This window comes from Pseudomonas mediterranea CFBP 5447 (assembly GCF_000774145.1).
Taxonomy (GTDB): Bacteria; Pseudomonadota; Gammaproteobacteria; order Pseudomonadales; family Pseudomonadaceae; genus Aquipseudomonas; species Aquipseudomonas mediterranea.
The window spans coordinates 637,885-660,232 of sequence record NZ_KN322986.1 but is presented as its reverse complement, the minus strand read 5'-3'; the positions used below and the strand labels follow the sequence as shown (position 1 = coordinate 660,232).

General features: G+C 63.2%; 19 protein-coding genes. 9 read left to right on the top strand and 10 right to left on the bottom strand.

Translation table 11 applies throughout. The annotated features are described in order from the left end of the window. The first annotated feature begins 60 nt into the window (after positions 1–60). Together ribA and N005_RS19865 are read left to right on the top strand one after the other, a co-directional pair. On the top strand, positions 61–678 hold the full coding sequence (gene ribA, locus N005_RS19870; protein ID WP_047702749.1) for a GTP cyclohydrolase II: 618 nt from the start codon (positions 61–63) through the stop codon (positions 676–678). Then, complete coding sequence (locus N005_RS19865) at positions 675–1,094, top strand: hypothetical protein (protein WP_047702748.1); 420 nt, start codon at positions 675–677, stop codon at positions 1,092–1,094. The genes ribA and N005_RS19865 overlap by 4 nt, the downstream gene beginning before the upstream one ends. Before the next feature lie 156 nt (positions 1,095–1,250). Here N005_RS19865 and dxs read toward each other — a convergent pair whose 3' ends face one another. The 3 genes from dxs to N005_RS19850 form a co-directional block, all read right to left on the bottom strand. Next, entirely contained in the window at positions 1,251–3,149 is a 1,899-nt protein-coding gene (dxs, locus tag N005_RS19860) for a 1-deoxy-D-xylulose-5-phosphate synthase (RefSeq protein WP_047702747.1), read from the bottom strand. A gap of 113 nt (positions 3,150–3,262) precedes the next feature. Then, positions 3,263–4,150: a (2E,6E)-farnesyl diphosphate synthase gene (gene ispA / locus N005_RS19855; protein ID WP_047702746.1), complete on the bottom strand. Its 888-nt coding sequence runs from the start codon at positions 4,148–4,150 to the stop codon at positions 3,263–3,265. Further along, entirely contained in the window at positions 4,147–4,389 is a 243-nt protein-coding gene (locus tag N005_RS19850) for an exodeoxyribonuclease VII small subunit (protein WP_003185917.1), read from the bottom strand. Before N005_RS19850 ends, ispA begins: the two co-directional genes overlap by 4 nt. A gap of 696 nt (positions 4,390–5,085) precedes the next feature. Here N005_RS19850 and N005_RS19845 point away from each other — a divergent pair. From N005_RS19845 to N005_RS19820, 6 genes are read left to right on the top strand one after another with little or no spacing between them, the layout of a single operon-like run. Beyond that, positions 5,086–5,874 (top strand): YfaP family protein, encoded by a 789-nt coding sequence (locus N005_RS19845; protein ID WP_047702745.1) that lies wholly within the window; start codon positions 5,086–5,088, stop codon positions 5,872–5,874. Positions 5,875–5,907: 33 nt separating this feature from the next. After that, on the top strand, positions 5,908–7,617 hold the full coding sequence (locus tag N005_RS19840; protein ID WP_047702744.1) for a DUF2138 domain-containing protein: 1,710 nt from the start codon (positions 5,908–5,910) through the stop codon (positions 7,615–7,617). Between the two features lie 14 nt (positions 7,618–7,631). Then, positions 7,632–8,252, top strand: a complete 621-nt coding sequence (locus tag N005_RS19835) for a DUF1175 domain-containing protein (RefSeq protein ID WP_231983271.1) — start codon at positions 7,632–7,634, stop codon at positions 8,250–8,252. Then, positions 8,249–12,817 (top strand): alpha-2-macroglobulin family protein, encoded by a 4,569-nt coding sequence (locus N005_RS19830; RefSeq protein WP_081993296.1) that lies wholly within the window; start codon positions 8,249–8,251, stop codon positions 12,815–12,817. Before N005_RS19835 ends, N005_RS19830 begins: the two co-directional genes overlap by 4 nt. A gap of 1 nt (position 12,818) precedes the next feature. Beyond that, a complete protein-coding gene (locus tag N005_RS19825) occupies positions 12,819–14,438 on the top strand; it encodes a DUF2300 domain-containing protein (protein ID WP_047702742.1) in 1,620 nt (539 codons plus the stop codon). A 3-nt stretch (positions 14,439–14,441) separates the two neighbouring features. Further along, a complete protein-coding gene (locus tag N005_RS19820; RefSeq protein ID WP_041021241.1) occupies positions 14,442–15,284 on the top strand; it encodes a YfaP family protein in 843 nt (280 codons plus the stop codon). Positions 15,285–15,340: 56 nt separating this feature from the next. Here N005_RS19820 and N005_RS19815 read toward each other — a convergent pair whose 3' ends face one another. After that, positions 15,341–15,634, bottom strand: coding sequence for a type II toxin-antitoxin system RelE family toxin (locus tag N005_RS19815; RefSeq protein ID WP_047702741.1), 294 nt, complete (start codon positions 15,632–15,634; stop codon positions 15,341–15,343). Further along, entirely contained in the window at positions 15,624–15,863 is a 240-nt protein-coding gene (locus N005_RS19810; protein ID WP_047702740.1) for a type II toxin-antitoxin system RelB/DinJ family antitoxin, read from the bottom strand. Before N005_RS19810 ends, N005_RS19815 begins: the two co-directional genes overlap by 11 nt. Before the next feature lie 217 nt (positions 15,864–16,080). Here N005_RS19810 and N005_RS19805 point away from each other — a divergent pair, with 217 nt between their 5' ends. Further along, positions 16,081–16,971 (top strand): MBL fold metallo-hydrolase, encoded by an 891-nt coding sequence (locus N005_RS19805; protein WP_047702739.1) that lies wholly within the window; start codon positions 16,081–16,083, stop codon positions 16,969–16,971. 60 nt (positions 16,972–17,031) lie between these two features. On the opposite strand, the gene N005_RS19800 is transcribed toward N005_RS19805, so the two are convergent. From N005_RS19800 to N005_RS19780, 5 genes are all read right to left on the bottom strand, one after another. Continuing rightward, positions 17,032–17,964 carry a phosphatidate cytidylyltransferase gene (locus N005_RS19800; RefSeq protein WP_047702738.1) on the bottom strand — a complete coding sequence of 311 codons (933 nt, stop codon included), beginning with the start codon at positions 17,962–17,964 and terminating at the stop codon, positions 17,032–17,034. After that, complete coding sequence (locus N005_RS19795; RefSeq protein WP_047702737.1) at positions 17,964–18,584, bottom strand: lysophospholipid acyltransferase family protein; 621 nt, start codon at positions 18,582–18,584, stop codon at positions 17,964–17,966. Before N005_RS19795 ends, N005_RS19800 begins: the two co-directional genes overlap by 1 nt. A gap of 221 nt (positions 18,585–18,805) precedes the next feature. Beyond that, positions 18,806–19,255, bottom strand: a complete 450-nt coding sequence (locus N005_RS19790) for a hypothetical protein (protein WP_047702736.1) — start codon at positions 19,253–19,255, stop codon at positions 18,806–18,808. After that, the gene (locus tag N005_RS19785) at positions 19,245–20,582 is read right to left on the bottom strand and encodes a phosphatase PAP2/dual specificity phosphatase family protein (RefSeq protein WP_047702735.1); all 1,338 of its coding nucleotides are present in this window, start codon (positions 20,580–20,582) and stop codon (positions 19,245–19,247) included. Before N005_RS19785 ends, N005_RS19790 begins: the two co-directional genes overlap by 11 nt. Beyond that, the gene (locus N005_RS19780) at positions 20,582–22,339 is read right to left on the bottom strand and encodes a bifunctional alpha/beta hydrolase/class I SAM-dependent methyltransferase (RefSeq protein WP_047702734.1); all 1,758 of its coding nucleotides are present in this window, start codon (positions 22,337–22,339) and stop codon (positions 20,582–20,584) included. Before N005_RS19780 ends, N005_RS19785 begins: the two co-directional genes overlap by 1 nt. Between the last annotated feature and the right edge of the window lie 9 nt (positions 22,340–22,348).

Below are 22,348 nucleotides of genomic sequence, written 5' to 3'. Positions count from 1 at the left end.
GGACCTGCTGTTACAATGCGCTCCTCTGCGAATCTCCAGTACTAGATCAGGAGCACACCGGTGCCTGTCGTTTTTGTTGCCGCTTCCAAGCTGCCAACGCCCTTTGCGCAATTCACCATGCATGGTTTTCTGGATGAGGCCACCGGCCGCGAGCACGTTGTGCTGAGCCTGGGTGATATTGCCGACGGTGCTCCGGTATTGGGCCGCTTGCACTCCGAATGCCTGACGGGCGATGCCCTGTTCAGCCAACGCTGCGACTGCGGTTCGCAACTCGAAGCCGCGCTGCAGGCCATTGCCCGCGAAGGGCGAGGTGTGTTGCTGTACTTGCGCCAGGAAGGGCGTGGCATCGGTCTGTTGAACAAGATCCGTGCCTATGAATTGCAGGATGGCGGTGCCGATACCGTGGAAGCCAACGAGCGCCTCGGGTTTGCCGCCGACCTGCGTGACTACAGCATCTGCCTGCCCATGCTCGAACACCTGGGCGTCAAGTCCCTGCGGTTGATGACCAACAACCCGCGCAAGGTCAAGGCGTTGACCGAAATGGGCATCGTGGTGGCGGAGCGGGTGCCGCTGCACACCGGCCATAATCCCCACAACAAGCTGTACCTGGCGACCAAGGCCAGCAAGCTCGACCACATGATGGGCAATGAGCACCAGGGCGAGGTCGACCGGGCGTGACGCGGGGTCAGGTGCGGCGACGGCTGTCCATCAGCTGGTGGAAATACCTGGCGTTGGCGTTGCTGCCGCTGTTCGTGATCAACCTGGTCTTCGGCCAGGGCGAAGCGATCCTGCCGGTGCTGGCGATGCCGCTGTTCATCGCTGGCGTGGCCTCGATGTTCGTCAGCCTGCGATTCTTCGGCGCATACAAACACGCCTTGATCGCCACCCAGAATGCCCTCGATACCCCCGAGGAGCCCCAGGCCTGGATCACATTGTCGGCCCGTCGACGTGCGGCCTTCCTGGCTGCCGGGTTGCCGGCCTGGATCGGTGCCCTGGCGGTATTCGTGGGTCTGGAGGCCGTGCCTCTGATGTTGCTGGCCTTGTCCTCCGCAGTGCTGTTCTACCTGTATCGCCTTCCGCGTCAGCTCGGCTGAAAGACCGCGGCGTCCCTATCGCGAGCAGGCTCGCTCTCACAATTGAAATGCATTCCTCTGTGGGAGCGAGCCTGCTCGCGATGGCGGTATATCGTCCAAAACAGCTATCGACTGACACATCGCCATCGCGAGCAAGCTCGCTCCCACAGGTAAGTGTTACAGGCCCAGTAGCTGCAACCGCTGGCGCACGGATGCTTCGATCCCGGCCTCGTCCAAGCCACACTCGGCCAGCATCTGCGCCGGCTTGGCGTGTTCGACGTAGATGTCCGGCAGGCCCAGGTGCAGCACCGGCTTGAGGATGTTCTCCCGGGCCAGGAATTCACTGACCGCCGCACCGGCACCGCCCATGATGGCGTTTTCCTCGATGGTCACCAGCAGCTCATGGCCGGCGGCCATTTCGCGGACCAGGGCTTCGTCCAGGGGTTTGACGAAGCGCATGTCCACGACGGTGGCGTCCAGTGTCTGTGCGACTTTCATGGCCTCGGCCAGTTGTACGCCGAACACCAGCAGGGCGGTCTGCTTGCCCTGGCGGCGGAGCACGCCCTTGCCGATTTCAATCGGCTCCAGAGTGGCCTCGATGGTTGCGTTCGGTCCGCTGCCACGGGGATAGCGCACCGCCGCCGGGCCATTGAACAGGTGGCCGGTGGTGAGCATCTTGCGCAGCTCGTTTTCATCGCTCGGGGTCATCACCAGCATGCCGGGGATGCAGCGCAGGAAGGAAAGATCGAAGCTGCCGGCGTGCGTCGGGCCGTCTTCGCCCACCAGGCCGGCGCGGTCGATGGCGAACAGCACATCGAGATTCTGCACCGCGACGTCATGCACCAACTGGTCGTAACCGCGCTGCAGGAAGGTCGAGTAGATCGCCACCACCGGTTTTGCCCCTTCGCATGCCATGCCGGCGGCGAGGGTCACGGCGTGCTGCTCGGCAATCGCCACGTCGAAGTAGCGCTGTGGGTAGCGTTCGCTGAAGGCCACCAGGTCGGAGCCTTCCTTCATGGCCGGGGTAATCCCCACCAGACGCGGGTCCGTGGCGGCCATGTCGCACAGCCATTGGCCGAATACGGCGGAATACTTGGGGCCACCGGCCTTTTTCGGGGCGGAGGCCGGGGCATCCAGCGGTTCGAGCTTGGTGATGGCGTGGTAACCGATGGGGTCGACTTCCGCCGGGGCGAAGCCCTTGCCTTTCTTGGTTACCACGTGCAGGAACTGTGGGCCCTTGAGGTCGCGCATGTTGCGCAGGGTGGCGATCAGCGTCGGCAGGTCATGACCGTCGATCGGGCCGATGTAGTTCCAGCCCAGTTCTTCGAACAGCGTGCCGGGGACCAGCATGCCCTTGGCGTATTCCTCGGTGCGGCGGGCGATTTCCCAGGCGCCGGGCAGGCGCGACAGGACCTTCTTGCTGCCTTCGCGCATGCTGGCGTAGGTGCGGCTGGAAAGGATCTTTGCCAGGTAATTGGACAAGCCGCCGACATTGCGCGAGATCGACATGTCGTTGTCGTTGAGGATCACCAGCATGTTGGCGTTGACTTCCGGCGCGTGGTTCAGCGCCTCGAAAGCCATGCCCGCCGTCAGGGCGCCGTCGCCGATTACGGCAATCGCCTTGCGGTCACTGTTCTGCAGGCGGGCGGCAATGGCCATGCCCAGCGCAGCGCTGATGGAGGTGCTGGAATGGCCAACGCCAAAGGTGTCGTACTCGCTCTCGGAGCGCCGAGGGAAAGCGGCGATGCCGTCCTTTTGGCGCAGCGTGCCCATGCGCTCGCGGCGACCGGTGAGGATCTTGTGCGGGTAGGCCTGATGGCCGACGTCCCACACCAGCCGGTCGTCCGGGGTGTCGAATACGTAATGCAGCGCGATGGTCAGCTCGATGACGCCCAGGCCGGCACCGAAGTGCCCACCGGTCTGGCCGACCGTATAAAGCAGTTCCAGGCGCAACTCATCGGCCAGGGTTTCCAGCTCGGCTTCACCCAGCCGACGCAAGCCGTCCGGCGTGTTGGCGCGGTCCAGCAGGGGCGTGGTCGGGCGTTTGCGGGGAATCTCTTGAAACGTCGTGGGCATCAGGCGAATCGTTATAGGTATAGAAAGAGGCGGCAGTTTACCTTATGCATCGCAAGCTGCCCACGCGTTGGCCGGAACTTGGCCGATACGCAGTCTGAAGGGTTGACCCCGTATCAGCTGCGTCGTTCGACGATATAGCGCGCCAGCTCGCGCAACGGTTCGGCCGCCGCGTCAAACGGTCGCAACGCTTCCAGGGCCTGGTCGCGCAACTCCAGGGCGTAGGCCTTGGCGGCGTCGAGGCCCAGCAGGGCCGGGTAGGTCGGCTTGTCACGGGCGATGTCGGCACCCTGGCGCTTGCCCAGGGTCTGGGTATCGCTTTCGACGTCGAGGATATCGTCCTGCACCTGGAACGCCAGGCCGATGGCCCGGGCGTAGCTCTGCAAGGCTTGCAAGTGTTCAGCCGTGGCCCGGCCGCTGGCGAGGGCGCCAAGCTTGACGCTGGCCTCGATCAAGGCCCCGGTCTTGTGCCGGTGCATGTATTCCAGCGCGCCCTGATCCAGCTTCAGGCCGACCGAACCCAGGTCGATGGCCTGGCCGCCGACCATGCCGGCGGGGCCTGCCGCCAGCGCCAGGGCGCTGACCATGTCCAGGCGGATCTGCGCCGGGCAGTCGCTGAGGGCCGGGTCGAGCAGGGCGCTGAAGGCCAGGCTCTGCAAACCATCGCCGGCCAGGATCGCGCAGGCTTCGTCGAATTGTTTGTGGGTGGTCGGCTGGCCGCGACGCAGGTCGTCGTCGTCCATGGCCGGCAGGTCGTCGTGCACCAGGGAATAAGCGTGGATCAGCTCCACCGCGCACGCTGCGCCGTTGGCCTGTTCGGCCGCGCCGCCCAGTGCTTCGCATGCGGCATAGGCCAGCAGCGGCCGCACACGCTTGCCGCCGTTCATCACGCTATAGCGCATGGCTTCGTACAGGCGCGCCAGCTCGGGGCTCGGTGCGCTAAACAAAGTGCCCAACGCAGCATTGACCCGGGCCTGGCTGCTGGCCTGATAGGCGCCGATCATTCAGGCTGTTCCGCGTCGAAAGGCTCTTCGGTCAACTCACCATCGCGCTCGAGCAGCAACTGCACCTTCTGCTCGGCCTGGGCCAGCGCCGCCTGGCAGTCGCGAGTCAGGCCGATACCTTGTTCGAAGGCAGTCAGCGAGTCTTCCAGCGACAATTCGCCGTTCTCCAGCCGTTCGACCAGCGTTTGCAGGTCGGCCAGGGATTGTTCGAAGTCCAATGCAGCTTTTTTGCGGGCCATGGCGGCTATTCCGGTTGACTGTTAAACCGGCGCGACACTAGCAGACATGGGGGTTCGGGGCAAATCAGGACAGGGCGGGCAGAGCGGTATGCCAAGCAGTGGGATGAGGTATGCAGGAGCTTTGTTGGATTACTTGCTTGTGGCGAGGGGATTTATCCCCGCTGGGCTGCGAAGCGGCCCTGAAACCGCCACGTGGCGTCTCAACGAATTGCATTCGGCTGCTACGCAGCCCAGCGGTACGGTGCGATGATTGCTCTTGTGGCGAGGGAACTTGCTCCCGTTGGGGCGCGAAGCGGCCCTAAACCCGGCCTCTACGGTGTGTCAGGCGAAATGTACTCAACTTGATGGGACCGCTACGCAGTCCAGCGGGAGCAAGCTCCCTCGCCACGGTTTGATAGGCGATTGGGTCGGGAATATGTTGGCTCTCAGGTCGCGAACCCGCTCAGAATGTCTACCGCTTTCCGTATTCGGCTCATTTCGTGAGCCGAATAACTTAGCTAATCGGCTCACGCTCCCCCCAAGACGTGATTTCCCACACAGAATCACGCGTTCCCCGATTGTGAATAACGCGCCGAATCGCTAACCTTCGCGCCATCCAAAGCCCCCGTATGGCGGGCTCCTGACGAAACCTGAAAAAAGATAATCAATGCGCCGAGGAAGGGCGCCAGGTTGCGTTGTGCATGGCAGGAGGCATACATGCGTTTTCTTTCATTGCTGATCGCGCTGATGGCCGCACCGTTGGTGTGGGCGGAGCCTGCGGCCGAGATGTCGGAGCCGGTGGGCGGCTGGCGTTACAGCGGCTTGCTCGATCGCACTGAAAACCCGCAGGTGGCCTATCCCACGCCGCCCATCGACCGGGGCGTGCAGCGCAATCGCACGATGATCGAGGGCCGACTCAAGGCCATGGGCACCGCCCGTCCGCCCCACAGCCTGGCGGTCAACGGCAATCCACTGAATCTCTATACCGACGACGAAGGCCGTTTCGCCCGGCCGTATGCGTTCGGTGCCGGCTCCAACAGCGTCGAAATCCGCAGCTCCGAAGGCAAGTCCCTCAAGCGTGTGCAGTTCTACGAGGCCAACAACCTGCGGACCCCGGCGCAGATCCGCGTGGTGCTGGGCTGGGACGACCCCAAGGCCGAGCTGGACCTGCACATCATCACCCCCGACGGCCAGCATGCCTTCTTCGGCCAGCCGGCGCTGAGCAACGGCGGCGGCCTCGACCCGGACGGTGTCGATGGCCCCGGCCCCGAAATGTTCACCATGACCGCGCCGATGCACGGCACCTACCTGGTCTATGTGAATTATTGGGGCAACTACGGCGACGGCGGCTATAACTTCGACGAAACCAGCAACCAGAACGAGGTGATCACCTCGCAGATCAATCTGGTGCTCAACGAAAACACCGTCAATGAGAAACGCGAAACCTTTGTCGTGCCCCTGCGCGCCATCGGCGATCTCTTGCTGGTCAAGACTTTCAACTATTAATTCCGCTCCACGGATGAACAGGCCCTTGTGAATATGAGCGACAACACTGCTTCCCCGACCGTGCCGACACCTGTCGCTAAACCTGCGCGCCGCTGGCCGGCGCTGCTGATCGGGCTATGCCTGGTGGCCGGTGTCGCCGCCGGGTTGGGCTGGTTCATGCACAAGCCCAAGGCGCCACCCACGGCGCTGGCGCTGGAAAAGCTCGGCCTGAGTCGTCCCGACGGGCTGCTTGAAGCCCATTCCCTGAGCCAGTTGCCCAAGGACCTGTTGGCAGTGCCGTTCCTCAAGGCCACGCTCACTGAGGATTTCGTCTTCTATTACCAGGCCCATGCCGACCGCCTGGGGTTGATCGGCAGCCTGCGCCGGATCATCTACGAGCATGACCTGAAGCTGCAGGACAGCCTGATCGAAGAACTCTTCGACCAGCCGGCCGATGTGGCGCTGTGGCGCGGTGCGGATGGCCGGCTCAAGGATTTCCTGTTGGTGATGGACCGCGGCGGGCTGGCCAAGGTGCTGGAGCCGCTGGCAAAAGTCGCCCTGGACGATACGCAATTGAGCAAGCTCAGCGACCTGAAGGTCGGCGGCGATGACGTCGCGCTCTACCAGCTCAGCTACAACGCCAACAAATCCCTGGTGTTCGCCTCCCACGGCGACAAGCTGGTGGTGCTGTCCGATCCGAGCAAGCTCTATGACCCGGCCAACGGGGCGTTCGACGAGCGTGGTGCCGTTTCCACTACCGCACTGGCGGCGCTGCTCAATGGCGACAAACTCTTCACCGAAGCCTTCGGCCTGCCGCCCAAGGCGCCTGAGGTCAAGCAACGCATCTCGGTCAACGCCAGCGTACTCGCCATGGGCTACCAGCGTTTCATCCCGAACTTCGCCGGGTTGCGTTTCGACATGGACGACAAGGGCTGGCACAGCTTCCTGGCCATGGACGAGCTGGAGAACCAACCGGATTTCGACTTCAAGCCGATCTGGCAAGCCATGCCTATGGGCGCGAGTGCCTGCGTAGCCTTGCCATTGGCCGCTGAACAACAGAAACCGCTGCTGGTAAAACTCGGTGCCGAGGAAAAAGCTGCCCAGGCCATGATCGACCATATGGCCGGTGCGGCGGGCCTGTGCTGGTATGCCGATTCGCGTTTGTACACGCCGTTGCTGGTGGCCAGCCTGAACGAAGAGGACAGCAAGATCGACGCCGACCTGGGCAACCTGTTCGGGTCGATGGTCGGCGCCTATGAGAACAACGTGGCCGAGCATGCGTTCCCGGTCGTCGAGAAGCAGGAAGGCTCGATGCACCACTGGCAGCGCCAGGTGAGCTCCAACTTCGGCCCGTACCTGGCCAAGGACTCGCTGCAACCCGATGCCATCACCGGCAAGGCGTTCATGCGGGTCAGCCTGGCGCGCCACGGTTCGACCCTGCTGTTCTCCCTCGACGACAAACTGGTGGACAAGGCCCTCGGCACCCTCGACAAGCGCTTCCCGCCGATGGCCGACGTTGTGCCCAAGGACTTGCTGATGCCGTTCTACTTCGGCCCGGACTCCATCGCGCAACTGATGCAGCGTGAAACCCTGGACAGCCTGCCCCAGGACATGGAACCGGTGTTCTACAACGCCGCACAGACCTACCTGATTCCGAAACTGCGGACCCTCGGTGGCTATGGCAAATACGCACTGACCCTGCCCGCAGGCAGCGAGCCGGACGGCCACTGGCAATGGTTGCCGCTGGAATGGAAAGCGCTGTGACCGGACTGATCCGCATGCTCGGGCTGATGGCACTGTTCCTGGGAGGGCAGGCGTTCGCCGTGGAAACGCCGGCGCTGGATGTGCAGCAGTCCCAGGTCTTCCGTGCCTGGTTCGTGCGCATCGCCGAGGAACAGTTGAGCCGGGGCCCGAGCCCGCGCTGGTATCAGCAGGACTGTGCCGGGCTCGTACGTTTTGCCGCCAACGAAGCGCTGAAGGTCCACAACGAGAAATGGCTGCGCAGCAATGGCCTGTCCAATCGCTACCTGCCGCCGGAGCTTGAGTTGAGCGACGAGCAGCGGCGCCTGGCCCAGCAATGGCAGCAGGGCGGCGGCAAGGTCGGGCCCTACGTCAATGCCATCAAGTTGATCCAGTTCAACAGTCGCCTGGTGGGCCGTGACGTGGCCCAGGCCCGTCCCGGCGACCTGATGTTCTTCGACCAGGGCGACGACCAGCACCTGATGATCTGGATGGGCCGCTACATCGCCTATCACACCGGCACCACAACCCCTACCGACAACGGCATGCGCTCCGCAAGCCTGCAACAACTCATGAACTGGAAGGACACCCGATGGATACCCGACGCAGCCAACCCCAACTTCATCGGCGTCTATCGACTCAACTTTCTCTCCCAATGACCGGTGCCCGCATGCTGCGCTTGTGTTCGAAACTGTCCCTGCTGTTTGCCTTGTTGCTGGCTTCCTTCGTGCACGCCGAAGACACGGTGGAGCCCAGCGGCTACACGCCGGTGTCCGGTGAAAGCTTCTTCCTGCTGGCCGACAGCAGTTTCGCCAGCGATGAGCAGGCCATGGTCCGCCTCGAAGCGCCGGGCCGCGACTATCGCCGGTTCCGCATGGAGCCTTACGGTGGCGCCGATATCCGCGTCTATCGCATTGAAAAGCCCCTGGACTTCCTCAAGCGCCAGAAGAACCTGCACCGTGTCGTCAGTGACGGCCAGTTCAAGGGCGAAGGGCTTTCGAACACCCTCGCGTACCTGTGGGACAACTGGTACCGCAAGTCCCGTCGGGTCATGCAGCGGGCGTTCTCCTACGAATCCCGCCAGCAGGTCACCGAGGAAGTACCGGAATTGAAGGTAGGTGACGCCCTGGTCGCACCGACGCCTTACGAGGCTCCGGCCCAGTTCGCACTGATCCCGGGCCTGCCGCTGGTCAGCCAGTTCCGTTATCCGCTGTGGCAAGCCAAGCCGATCCAGCCGCCTGCGGGCGTCAACCTGGCCGGTTCGTCCAGCGAATTCGTCAGCGTCGCGCCGGGCAACGTCTACATCCCGCTGGGCCAGCTCAAGCCTGGCCTGTACCTGGTGGAAGCGCTGGTCGGCAAGTACCGGGCGACCACCATGGTCTTCGTCTCGAACACCGTGGCGGTGAGCAAGATTTCCGGCGACGAGCTGCTGGTCTGGGCTGCCCGCAAGCATGAAGGCAGCTCGGTGCCCAAGGTCAATGTGCTGTGGACCGACGGCCTGGGTGTGATGAACAGTGGTGCTACCGATGAAAGCGGCCTGCTGCGCCTCAAGCACGTCAGCCCGGAGCGTTCGTTCGTCATTGGCGAAGACGAGGAGGGTGGGGTATTCGTCTCCGAGAACTTCTACTACGACAGCGAAATCTACGACACCAAGCTCTACGCTTTCACCGACCGGCCGCTGTATCGCCCGGGGGATTGGGTCTCGCTGAAAATCGTCGGCCGTGAATTCAAGAACGCCCGTGACTCGGTGCAACCGGCGGCGGCCGATGTCAATGTCAGCGTGCTGGATGCCACGGGCACCGCGCTGCAGACCCTGGCCCTTAAGCTGGATTCCAAGGCCGGTACCCAAGGCCGTTTCCAACTGCCGGAAAACGCCGTGGCCGGCGGCTATGAACTGCGCTTCAGCTACAAGGACCAGATCTACAGCAGCGCCTTCCGTGTGGCTGAATACATCAAGCCGCACTTCGAGATCGCCTTGAACCTGGCCAAACAGGAATACCGCACCGGCGAGCCGGTCAAAGGCAATCTCGTGCTGCTGTACCCGGACGGCAAGCCGGTGGTCGATGCCACGGTGAGCCTGAGCCTGCGGGCCCAGCAACTGTCGATGGTGGACAACGAACTGCAATACCTGGGGCAATTCCCGGTTGAACTGACCAGCAGCGAAGTGACCACCGACGACCAGGGTGTCGCGACGCTCGAACTGCCGGCTGCCGACAAGCCAAGCCGCTACACACTCACCGTGTTTGCCAGCGACGGCGCGGCGTATCGGGTCAAGACCACCAAGGAAATCCTCATCGATCGTGGCGCGGCGAATTTCCGCCTGAGCGCTCGCCAGCGTTTCAGTGCGTCTGGTGAAAAGGTTGCGTTCAGCTACGTCAACGAAGGCGGCAGCGAGCAGAGCAAGGCCGTGACACCGGCCGGCTATGCCTGGGTGCGCCTGGAAGACCAGAGCACTGGCGAGGGCAAGCTGACGGCCAAGGACAAGGGCTTCACCGTGGCCTTTGACCGTCCCGGTACCTACAACCTCACCCTCAAGGATGACCATGGTCGGGTCATCGGCGCCGCGGCGCATGCGGTGACCGGCGAAGGCGTAAAGGCCGTGCCGGGCACTGTCGAGATCGTCCTCGACAAGCAGGAATACAAGGCCGGTGACGAAGCGCTGGCGCTGATCACCTTCCCGGAGCCGGTCAGCGATGCGCTGCTGTCCCTGGAGCGGGACAAGGTCGAGGCCACGGCGCTGCTGTCCAAGGGCGGCGACTGGCTGAAAATGGAAAGCCTCAGCCCGACCCAATACCGCGCCCGCATTCCGGTGAAAGACAACTTTGCGCCGAACATGACGTTCTCGGTCCTCTACACCAAGGGCGGCCAATACAGCTTCCAGAACGCCGGCATCAAGGTGGTCACGCCGCAGATCGACGTCGCGGTCGTCACCGACAAGGCCACTTACCGGCCTGGCGACACGGTGACCGTGGACCTGAGCACCCAGTTCGCCGGCAAGGCGATTCCGGCGCACCTGACCGTCAGTGTCGTGGATGAAATGATCTACGCCCTGCAACCGGAAGTGGCGCCGACCATCGATCAGTTCTTCTATCACCCGCGCCGCAACAACGTGCGCACCAGTGCCAGCCTGTCGTTCATCAGCTACGACGTGGCGCTGCCGGGCAGCCCCGGCGCACCGGGCAAGGCCAACCGCAGCGAGCGTGGGGTCAAGGTGCTGGAGCGGCCGCGTCGTGAGGACGTGGACACGGCTGCCTGGCAGCCGGAGCTGGTCACCGATGTCAGCGGCAAGGCCCGCTTCACCTTCAAGATGCCGGACTCGCTGACCCGCTGGCGCATCACCGCCAAGGCCATCTCCGATGACGGCCAGGTCGGTCAGAAAAAGCAATTCATCGCTTCGGAAAAACCGCTGTACCTGAAGTGGAGCGGCCCGACCCGGTTCCGTATCGGCGACAAGCCGCAACTGGGCCTGTTCGCTTTCAGCCAGGCGGACAAACCGCTGAAGGCGGAACTGCTGATCCGTTACGCCGGTGCCGAGCAACGTGTGGTGGCGGACCTGAAGAAAGGTATCAACTACGTGGCGCTGCCAGCCATGGAGTTGAGCAGCGGTGACCTGAGTGTTCAATTGCAGTTGAGCGGTGAAACCCAGGACGCCCTGGCCGTTCACCTGAACGCCGTCGGCAATGGCTGGCAGGTTACCCAAAGCCAACGCCTCGATGTTGCCGTCGGCGACACGCCACTGGCCTTGCCGGCCGACGCCAGCGATGTTCGCCTGCGCCTGGACGACAGCCCGCAAGCGCTGTTCCGTTCCGCCCTGGACGACCTGTTGAGTTACCCCTACGGTGGCGTCGAGCAGACCGCCAGTAGCCTGCTGCCGTTGAGCATCGCGTACCCGACCCTGGCGTCGGACTCGCAGACCCGCGACCGCTTGCGCCTGATCATGCAGAACAGTCGCCTGCGCCTGGTGCAGATGGCCGGCCCCTCGGCGAGCTTCACCTGGTGGGGCCAGGACGGCGAGCCGGATGCTTTCCTGACCGCCTATGCCTATTACGCCGACTGGCACGCCAGCAAGGCGCTGGACATCAGCCTGCCGCCGGAACACTGGCAGCGCGTGCTGGAGGTCTACGCCAAGCAGGCCGGTGACACGCCGCTGTTGCAGCGCGCGTTGATCCTGTCGTTCGCCAAGCAGATGCAATTGCCGGTGAACACCTTGCTCAGCGGTCTGATGGACGATCTGGCGAAGGCCGGTGCAGGCAGCGCCGGGAGCGTGATGGACAACGGTGACGACAGCCTGGTCATGAACGCACCGGATTCGGCCCTGGGGCTGGCCAGTGCTCGGGTACTGACCGCAGCCCTCGCCAAGCAGGCGAAAGTGCCGCTGCCGGATGCTTTCAACCGTCAACTGGCCGCCGCGCAACAGCAACTGGACGTCAGCGTCGAGCCGTTTGCCCAGGCCCTGGTGCTGTCGTTGCAAACCTTCGATCAGGCCCGAGCCGCCGCGTTGCTGGAACGGTTGCTGCCACAACAGTCCACCCTGGAACGGGCCCTGGCCCTGACCTGGTTGCAGCGCAGCATCGAGCAGGCGTCGCCGGCCGTGGCGCTGGCTCCTGGCGAAGGTTGGAAAGCCCGCCAAGGCGCCACCGGGGAAACCTACTGGCAGTGGCAGGGTGCGCAGTTGCCGACCACGCTGACCCTCAGCGGTGCGCAGCAGCGTCCGTTGCAAGCGGCGCTGAGCTTCCAGAGCCAGCAACCGCCGGTGGCACCGATGGCCGTGTCCATCACCCGTCGGCTGTCGCGCCTGGTACCGGGTGGCGATGCCTTCACCTTCACGCTTGAGGCCGTGGGCAACAAACCGTTGTCCAGCGACAGCCTTTACCTGGATGAAGTGATCATCAACAGCAAGGCCGCGATACCGCTGCGCTACGGCATGCTCGAAGTACCACTGCCACCGGGTGCCGACGTGGAACGCACCACCTGGGGCATCCAGCTGCAAGGTAAACCCGACAGCGAACCGACGTCGCTGGAAAAAGCGCGCTTCGAGCCGGGCCAGATGGCTTATGCGGTACCAGTGGATGCCCTCAGTGGCGAACTGCGCCTGCGGCATCTGGTGCGCTTCTCCCAGAAGGGCCAGTTCAACCTGCCACCGGTGCGCTTCACTCAGGTCTATGCGCCACAGAATCAGGCCTGGGAAAAGAAACCGGCGCTTGGTCAAGTCACGGTCAACTGACATGCGCAAGCGTTGGGTTGGGTGGCTGTTGTGCTTGATCCCTGCGCTGGCGACAGCGCAGGACGAGCCGTTGCGCCTGGCTTTCGACGGCCAATTGCTGCGGGTGAGCCAGACCCAGGTGCTGGATCGCCAGCCATTGCCCGATTCCCTGCAGGCCCCGCTGGGCAGTCTGTGGAAGTTGTTCGTCTACGCGTGGCTGGTGGACACCGATGCCCACGAGCCGGCCTATGAGTGCCGCGGTGAGTCGAAAGAAGAGGTTTACTGCTGCAGCGCCGGGAAGAGTATCGGTCGCGATCAGGCACTGGTGAAGTCCTGCGGCTTGTATTTCGAACCGCAGCGGCTCGGGTTGTCGGCCGCCAGTTGGCGCGACTACTGGCAGATCCGTCAGGCGCCCGAGTGGCTGCTGGACCTGCCGACCCTGCAACCGCAAAAACAGGTTCCCGTCGCGCAATTGCTCAAGGCATTGGCGACGCTGCCGGCCCAGGACCAGGCCCGCCGGGTGCTGCTGGACGTGGTACTCAACGCAGCGGATGGTCGCCTCGTCGGGCAACTGGGCAGCCGTTTGCGGGTTAAGACCTGGAGCTGGCTGGGCGACCAGGGACCGTCGTCACGCCAGGGTGGTTTCGCCGGTTGGCTGGCCGACGGCACGCCCGTATGGGCCGGAGGACGCGGCACCAGCCAGCAGGTCCTGAAGGTGTTCGGTGATGGCCTGGCTACGGCGCTGCCGACCCAGTGGCCGGCCGAAACCGGGCGTTGCGTGGAAGTGGGGTTGTTTGCCCGTTATCCGTTGCAGCGGGTCATGTCGGGCAACCAGCCAGCCTCGCCGGGTCAGTTGCGGGGCGATTACCGTGTCGAGTTCACCAATGGCAATCAGCTGGATATCCACAGTGATGGCGAGCTGTTCCTTACGCCCGGCAAGCTGGTGGCGCGCCTGGATCGGGAGGAGTATGTCGCCCGAGTCCTGCAACGGGAGGCCAAGGCCGAGCCCGCCGAGGCGGCCAAGGCCCTGGCCGTGGCGATCCGCACCTACCTGCTGCAAAACGCCCAACGCAACGGCGATTGCCTGAGCATCGACGACAGCAGCCATCGCCAGCGCGTCGCGCCACGCCCGGCGGCACCGGAAACCCGCGCTATCGCGGCCTGGACCAGCGATCTGGTCCTGGCCGGCACCGACGTCACCTACCACTCCGACCAATCCGGCCCGGACAAATTGTCCTGGCTGCAAGCCGTGGAACAAGCCAACGCCGGCCAACGCTACGACGCCATTCTCTTGCATGCCTATCCGCGTGCCAGCCTCAGCCGCTGGGACAATCCGGTGGCGTCCTGCGAAGCACTGCCGGCCGCCCAGGACTGGTTGCTCAAGCAGCGTCGAGGCTGGCGTTCCAGGCTGGAAAGCGAAGTGGGCTACAACGAAATCAGCTCATTCGCGGTGTGCCGCGTCGCTTTCGGCCGGCCTTACGTTGACCGTGAACGCCAGCGCATCTACGTCCGTGGCGTGCTGTCGCTGCAGGACCGTCTCGACCTGACTCACGAATATTTGCACCTGGCCTTTGAAGCTCACCCCAACGGCCAGGACGAAGACTATATCGAAGGGCTCGCCCGTCACCTCTTGCTGGAATAGACCATGACACTCCGTTACCCACAGGTCTTGCTGTTGCTCTGCGCCATGACCGCGTTGCCCCTGGCCATTGCCGCCGATGGGATCAAACTCGACACTCCGATTGGTGGGTGGCGCAGCGGGGCGCCGGGCGGCGAAGGTGAAAACTTCAGCCAGACCGTCAATTACCCGGCCTCGTCGGTCAATACGCCCCAGGGCCAGGCCAACACCGCGCGCATCACCGGCCAGATCAAGGCCATGCCCAAGGACAACAACGACCCGGGCAAGCTCATTGTCAACGGTGTGGCCCTGCCGCTGAAGCTCGATGAGGAGGGTCGCTTCGACCGGCCGTTCTCGTTCCCCAACGGCAGCAACAGCGTCGAGGTGCGCAGCCCCGACGGCCAGCATCGCCACCGCACCCAGTTCCTCAACACCAGCGGCGGCGCCACACCGGCGAAGCTGCGGGTGCTGCTGACCTGGGACAGCGACGGCACCGACCTGGACCTGCACGTCATCACCCCGGACGGCGCTCACATCTGGTACGGCGACCGCGTCGCCCCCAACGGCGCGGTCCTCGACGTCGACGTCACCACCGGCTACGGCCCGGAAATCTTCGCCATGCCCGCACCGATCAAGGGGCAATACCAGGTCTACCTGAACTACTACGGCGGCGGCTATCGCAGCGTTTCGGATGATGAGGAAGGCGACGGGGAAAGCAGCGGCGGCCAGGACGCGGTGCAAGCCCTGACCACGGCGCAAGTCACCGTGATCACCGAGGAAGGCACCCCGAGCGAGAAGATGGAAACGTTCGTCGTGCCGATGCGGGCGGTGGGGGAGCTGACGTTGGTGAAGAGCTTTAGCTATCCGTGAAAAGGAATTGTCCGACAGCGGTTGGACAATTCAATAGGCTACTCGGAGAGCGCTTATCAATCGGATGAGATGCGCTCCTGCGCATCTTGATAAACTGCTTCACGCTCGCGTTTTCCTATCGCAACAACGAACACCACAACTTCCTGATCAATAACTTGGTAGATCAGGCGATACCCGGCGCTTCGCAATTTCAACTTGTAGCAGTCGGGAAGTTGTCTAAGTCGATTGGCTTCGATGCGAGGGTTTTCAAGTACCTCGATCAGTTTCTTTTTGAACTGTTGTCGCAGTGTATCGCCTAGCTTGTTCCATTCTTTTAATGCACGTCGATCAAACTCGAGGCTATAGGTCATCCAGGCTGACCTTCACTCGTTGAGGGTTGGAAAGACGCTCCGTTACCACCGCAATGAGTGCTTCGTCTTCTTCACTGAGCAGAGCTGCTTTAAAAGGCAGCTTGCCTCGCTCTGCTACGTACTGAAGTGTCTGACGCAGCAACTCGGAAGGTGTGACGCCGAGCTTCTCCAGCTCGGCGAATGATCGCTGCTTCAGGTCGTCGTCGATGCGAATGTTGATAGAAGCCATGGGGTGGTACCTGTAATGACGTTTGACGTTACGTTAACAATTGCCTCTTGTATTCGGCAACCTCGATTTGCTGATCGGGTGTCTTTCAGACGAAGAGGAGGTCTGACGGGTGCCGCCGCTTGTCGCCTCCCCTGAATTCTCCCCCTGACTTCCAGTCGATTTCAAAGAGCCCATTCATAAAACAGGGCAAGCCCACCCCCGCGACAGGAGGCCATCCATGCGCGTCCATCACCTGAACTGCGGTTGCATGTGCCCGGTGGGTGGGGCTTTGTTCGATGGGTATAGCGGGGGGCTGACGGCGTGTCTGGTGTGTCATTGCCTGTTGATTGAAACCGACACCAACGGCCTGATCCTGGTGGACACCGGTTTCGGCCAGCGGGATGTGCAGACGCCGGAGCGGCTGAGCCGGTTCTTTCGTGTCTTCAACAACATCAAGTTCGAACATCGCCTCACGGCCCTGGAGCAAGTCCGGCGCCTGGGTTTCGATGCTCACGACGTGCGCCATATCCTGCTGACCCATCTGGATTTCGATCATGCCGGCGGGCTGCAGGATTTCCCCCAGGCCCGGGTGCATGTGATGCGCGATGAGATGGCGGTGGCCCGCTCTGCAAACACCTGGATCAATCGGCGTCGGTTCCAGGCCCGCCAGTGGCAGGGGGTGGACAGTTGGGAGTTCTACACCACCGAAGGCGACACCTGGTTCGGCTTCGACTCGGTGCGTGCACTGATCGGTGCCGAGGAAGAGGATATTTTCCTGGTGCCGCTACAGGGCCACACCGCCGGTCACGCCGGGATCGCCCTGCGCACCCCGGACGGCTGGATGCTGCATGCCGGCGATGCGTATTTCTTTCACGATGAAGTCCACCAGCCCGAGCCCCATTGCCCACCGGGCCTGAAGCTTTATCAGTACATGATGGACACCCATCGTCCGGCGCGCCTGCATAACCAGGGACGTTTGCGGGAACTGGCCTTGTCCCGGGACCATCAACCCGTGGATATCTTTTGCAGTCACGACTTCCGGGAATGGGAGCGCGCCCTGGCCCGGGCGCGCAAGGTCCGGGGCGATTGCACCGCTATGCCCCCAGCCACCGGTAAGCAGTCGACCTGATGCTTCCCAAGATGGTGTAACAGTCGTTTTCCCTTTTGCCCACTTCAAGTGGGCTTTTTTTCAGGTCCACCAGTACCGCACCAGATGGAAGAAGATCGGCGCGGCGAAGCACACCGAGTCCAACCGATCGAGCATGCCGCCATGGCCTTCGATCATGTGCCCCCAATCCTTGACGCCCCGGTCGCGCTTGATCGCCGACATGACGATGCCGCCGGCAAAGCCCAGCAGGTTGATCAGCAAGGCGATGAGGAATGATTGCCAAGGGTTGAACGGCGTGATCCACCACAGCGCACCACCGATCAGCGAAGCCAGGAAAATACCGCCGGCAAAACCCTCGACGGTTTTCGACGGCGACAGGTTCGGTGCGATCTTGTGTTTGCCGAACAGCTTGCCGCACACGTACTGCAGCACATCCGACAGTTGCACCACGATCACCAGGTAAGCGATCAACAGCAGGTTGCGTCCTTCAAAGCCGGCGATGTCCAAGGTCAGCAAGGCCGGCACGAAGGAGATGCAGAACACCGCGATCATCAATCCCCACTGCACCTTGGAAGCACGCTCCAGGAAGTGCGTGCTGTCGCCCCCCAGGGACGCCAGGATCGGCAGCAGCAGGAACACATACACCGGGATAAAGATCGAAAACAGTCCGTACCAGTCGTAGTAGATCAGCAGGTATTGCAGCGGCAACGCCAGGTAGAACGCGGCCACCAACGCTGGATAATCACTGCGCCGGGTCGGTGTGAGGGTCAGGAATTCCCGCAGGGCATAGAACGACACCGCGTAGAACAACAGGATCACCGCCGCATTGCCGAGCCAGAACGCAATGCCGATCACCAGCACCATGATCCACCAGGCGTTGATCCGCGCGTTGAGGTTGTCGATGACTGAGTTTGGCGTGCCTTTGGTCTTCAGCTTGAGAATGAAACCGATCAGCGAAGCCAGCACCAGAATTGCGCCAATCCCGCCAAACAACATGAGGGTATATCGATCCATCAGACGTGCTCCGGGGCCAGTGCCAGCAGCGCGGCGCGGCTGCGTTCAAGGAAGTGCTCTTTGCTTTCACCGTCTTCGATACACAACGGCGCGCCGAAACTGGTGGTGCACAACAGCGGTAGGGGCAGCACGCGGCCCTTGGGCATGACGCGGTTGAGGTTGGCGATCCACACCGGGATCACCTCGACCTCGGGATGACTTTTCATCAAGTGATAGATCCCGCTCTTGAACGGCAGCAAGCCTTCATCGGGGTTGCGCGTGCCTTCCGGGAAGATGATCAGCGAGTCGCCGTTCTCCAGGGCTTCGAGCATCGGCTGCAGCGGGTTGTAGGACGGATCCTTGCGCTCCCGATCCACCAGCACACCGTTGAACACCCGATTGATGATGTAGCGACGCACCGGGCTCTTTTGCCAATAATCGGAACCCGCCACCGGCCGGGTGAGCTTGCGCAGCGCCGGTGGCAGCGAGGCCCAGAGCAGCACGAAATCGCCGTGGCTGCTGTGGTTGGCGAAGTAGATCCGCTGCACCGGTCGCGGCGCACTGCCGAGCCACAGGCTGCGGGCGCCCGTGACCATGCGGGCGGCGGAGGTGATGAGGTTGGCGACCACGGGTTCGAGCATGAGGATTCCTTGTCCCGAGAACTTAAGCAGCAATGCAATTGTTGATGATGAACAACCGTGGCGAGGGAGCTTGCTCGCGCTGGGCTACGAAGTAGCCCCCCAACAGGCCGATACCATCAGCCTGACGCACCGCGATGCCTGGCTCCAGGGCTGCTTCGCAGCCCAGCGGGAGCGAGCTCCCTCGCCACAATGGTCACTCACCATCCGGTATTCGTTACGTTTTAAAAAGCCAGCCAAGGGCTGGCCAGGATGAAGCCCAGAGTCAAGACAATTTGTGCGGCCAACAACAGCGATTGCCTGCGCAGCAACCGCAAGGCGCCGTGGCTGCGTTCGCTCCACGGGCGGCCACCGCGTTCGGCCGGTTGCAGGCCAAGCGTACTCAGGGCCTGATCCAGTGCCTGGGTCCGCTCGGCCAATGGCTGGATACCATCGGCCACGCGCTGGAACAGATCGGCGTCGAACGCCACGCGCAAGGCCCAGTACTTTTGCAACACGCCAAGGCTGAACAATACGACGCTGAACAACAGCAACCAGGGATCGACATTGCCCACCAGCCATTGCCCCAACCCCAGCAGCGCCGCCAGCAGGGTCAGCCCGGTGGAAAACTGGTCCAGCGAATGGCCTCGGCGCAACAGGCTAGCCACAGTGTGCAGCTGCATATCACTGCTCATGGCGATGGCCTTGGCGCAGCGGTTCCAGCGCCCGACGGTGCGCGTGGTGCAAGACGATACGCGGGCGAACGCGCTGGAGCTGCACAATCGCGGCATCGACGCTCGCTGCCCGGCCACTGTGCAACAGCCAGGCGATCACGGCGGTGGCGCTGCGCGAATAGCCCAAGGCGCAGCAGACCAGCACCGGCCCTTGCTGGCGCAGCTTTTCAATCGCTTGCGCGGCCTCCAGGCATTGCTCGGCGGTTGGCGCCGTGAGATCGAGCACCGGCAACGAGCGATAGGCGATCCCGCTGCTGTCCATGGACATTTCGGCACAGAGGTCGAGCACCCCGGTAAAGGCGCTGTCCTTCAACTCCAGAGGGGTGGGAATGCGCCCCAGCCAGACGTTATCGGTCACGTGATCCGGCTGCGGATGCTCGCGCGTCCACCAGCGAGAGTTGATCCAGGCAGCGGCGAGATACGGCGCCAACAACCAGCGTACCGCCGGGCTCAGTTGGCCATCGGTACGCTTCTGAAAGCCGCCGACGTCGAACAGCAGATAATTGAGCGCCACGAACAAGACCGCCACCGCCGGCCAGATCAGCCAGAGCCACGCGCCGCCAAAGGCGAATGCCGGGACGAACAGCGCCGCCGCACCCATGCCATAGCGCAGGGCCAATTGCAGACGGCTGCGGTCCGCCGTCAGCCGAGCGCTTTGCAGCGGGCTCGGCCGGTCCAGCGGCCACAACCAGACACACAGCCAGCCGGCCAGTGCGCCGGTCGGCACGTCGACAAAGTGATGCTGGTAAGTGGTCAGCACCGATACGCCGATCAGCGCGAACCAACCGTGCATCAACCAGCGCCAAGCACCCTGCAGGTGCCGCTGATAGCAGACCCAGAGAATCACCAGCAGCGCGATATGCAGCGACGGCGCCTGGTTGAACGGTTTGTCGAAGCCCGCGAGCACGTCGAACAGCCAACCAAACACGCCGTCCATCTCCGGTCGGGGAAAGGTGAAGCGCAGCGGCCAGATCAGGAAGCAACTGACCGCAATCGCCTGGGCGGTGAGCAGGCGCAAGGCATGGCGCTTGAGTTCCGCGCGGCTGGTGGGCAGCAACAGCGACAGGCCGTACAGCAGATCGATCGACCAGTAGGGCACGATGGTCCAGGCCAGGAACGGCATGTGGCTTTCCCAGCCGAACACCAGGCTGCCGACGTCGTCGCGCTGGGACGTCACCCAGGTGGCGAAACCATAGGTGCTGAAGAACAGCGGCGCGAGCAACAGCAGCCAGCACACCGCCGGTTTCAGCAGGGCAGGTTCGCGGGGCGGTGCGATGACGGCGCTCATCACTGCACGCGCTGCGCCAGCGACACGCTGAAGATGCCCCACTCATCGACCCGCAGGGTGATCTTGCGAAAGCCCGCCGCCTCGACCAGTTGATCCATCTCGGCCTGGCTGCGTCGACGCATCACCCAGGCCTGGCCGGCACGGTGGCTGGTGAGGGCGCGGGCGATCAGCTCCAGTTGCGGGTGCCATGGCTGGCCGGTGTAGACCAGGTAACCGCCGGGCTCCACCGCTTCGGCCAGGCCGGCGAGCGAACCGCCGACCATCTGGTTGTCGGCAAACAACTCGTACAGGCCGGACACCACGGCGAGGGTTGGCTTGGGCTCCAGCGCCGCGAGATCCTGGCGATCGAAGGCGTCACCTTTGACGAACCGGGCGATGTCGCCGAGGCCTTTTTCAACGATCAATGCACTGCCGTCGCGCACGTTGATATCGCTGTAGTCGCGCAGCAGGATCGACTCGGGCAGTGGATTAACGCCGTGCAGCGCCTCGAGAATGTAGCGGCCATGACCGGCGGCGATGTCGACGATGCGCACCTCGCGGTGCTCTTCGCGCAACTTGCCCATCGCCAGGCGCAGCAACTCCTCGACGTTCAGCTTGCGCTGGCGAATGCCGCGCCAGCCGATGGAGTTGAGGTAGTTCTTGTCGATCATCCGTCCCAGTGCCGAGGTGCCGGTAGGGATGTTGCGGTAGACGTAGTCCAGGGTGCTGCCGGAGTCGAATCCGGTGTCGAAGCCCAGCTTGACCCCGTCCGACATCGTGCTGCCAAAGCGCATGCTGGCACGGGTCATGCGCCAGTACAGGTCGCGCAACGAATTGTGCGGCAGGGGCGCGGCCAGGGCTTCGGACTCGGCACAGGTCGCGCCGATGCGGTCGGCATCCAGCAGGGACGGGCGGTCCAGCGGACGGGCGAAATTCTGCAGGATGAAACGCCGCGCGCTGGCGATGGCCGGCGCGCGGTTCTTCTCGCCCAGGGTGTCGTGGAAGAACCCCGGGAGAATGTGTTTTTCCTTGTGCAGGCTGCCCAGCCGCTCGAAGAACTGCTCCTGGGGTTTGCGATGCACCACAAAGTCGGAACCGGAGATCAACAACTGCGTCGGCACCTGGATCGCCTGGGCATCGGCGACCACGCGGTCGGCGGCTTCATACAGGCCCAGCAGCACATTCACCGAAATCGCCTTGGTGATCAGCGGATCGTTGTCATAGGACGCCACCCGTTCTGGATCATGGCTGAGGAACTTGGCCTTGACGTAGCTGTTGACGAAAAAGTTGCCGCGAAACTTGCGCATCAGCGCCAGGCCCGGGCGGGCGAACGGCACGTACAGTTTCACCTTGAACGCCGGCGACGCCAGCACCAGCGAGCGAATGCGCGGTGCGTAATCGTGGACCCAGGTGGACGCGATCACCGCGCCGACGCTCTGCGCCACCACGGCGATGTTCTGCTCGTCGATCTGATGCGTCGCGCCGATGTGATCGCAGAAGGTCTGCACGTCCCGCGCGCTGGTGGCGAAACTCGGGCTGTCGCCGCGTTCACCGGGAGACTGGCCGTGGCCGCGGGCGTCCCAGGCAAAGAAGTCGAAGCCGGGCAGATCCAGCTCATCCACCAGATGCGCGATGCGCCCGGAATGCTCATGACCTCGGTGAAACAGCAACACGGCCTTGCGGGGTTCGCCCGGGTCCGCGGCCACGGCCGGCCAGTGCCGGTAGAACAATCCCACGCCGTCGTGGGTGGTGAATGTCCGGTCTTGAGCTTCGCGCATTGCGACTTC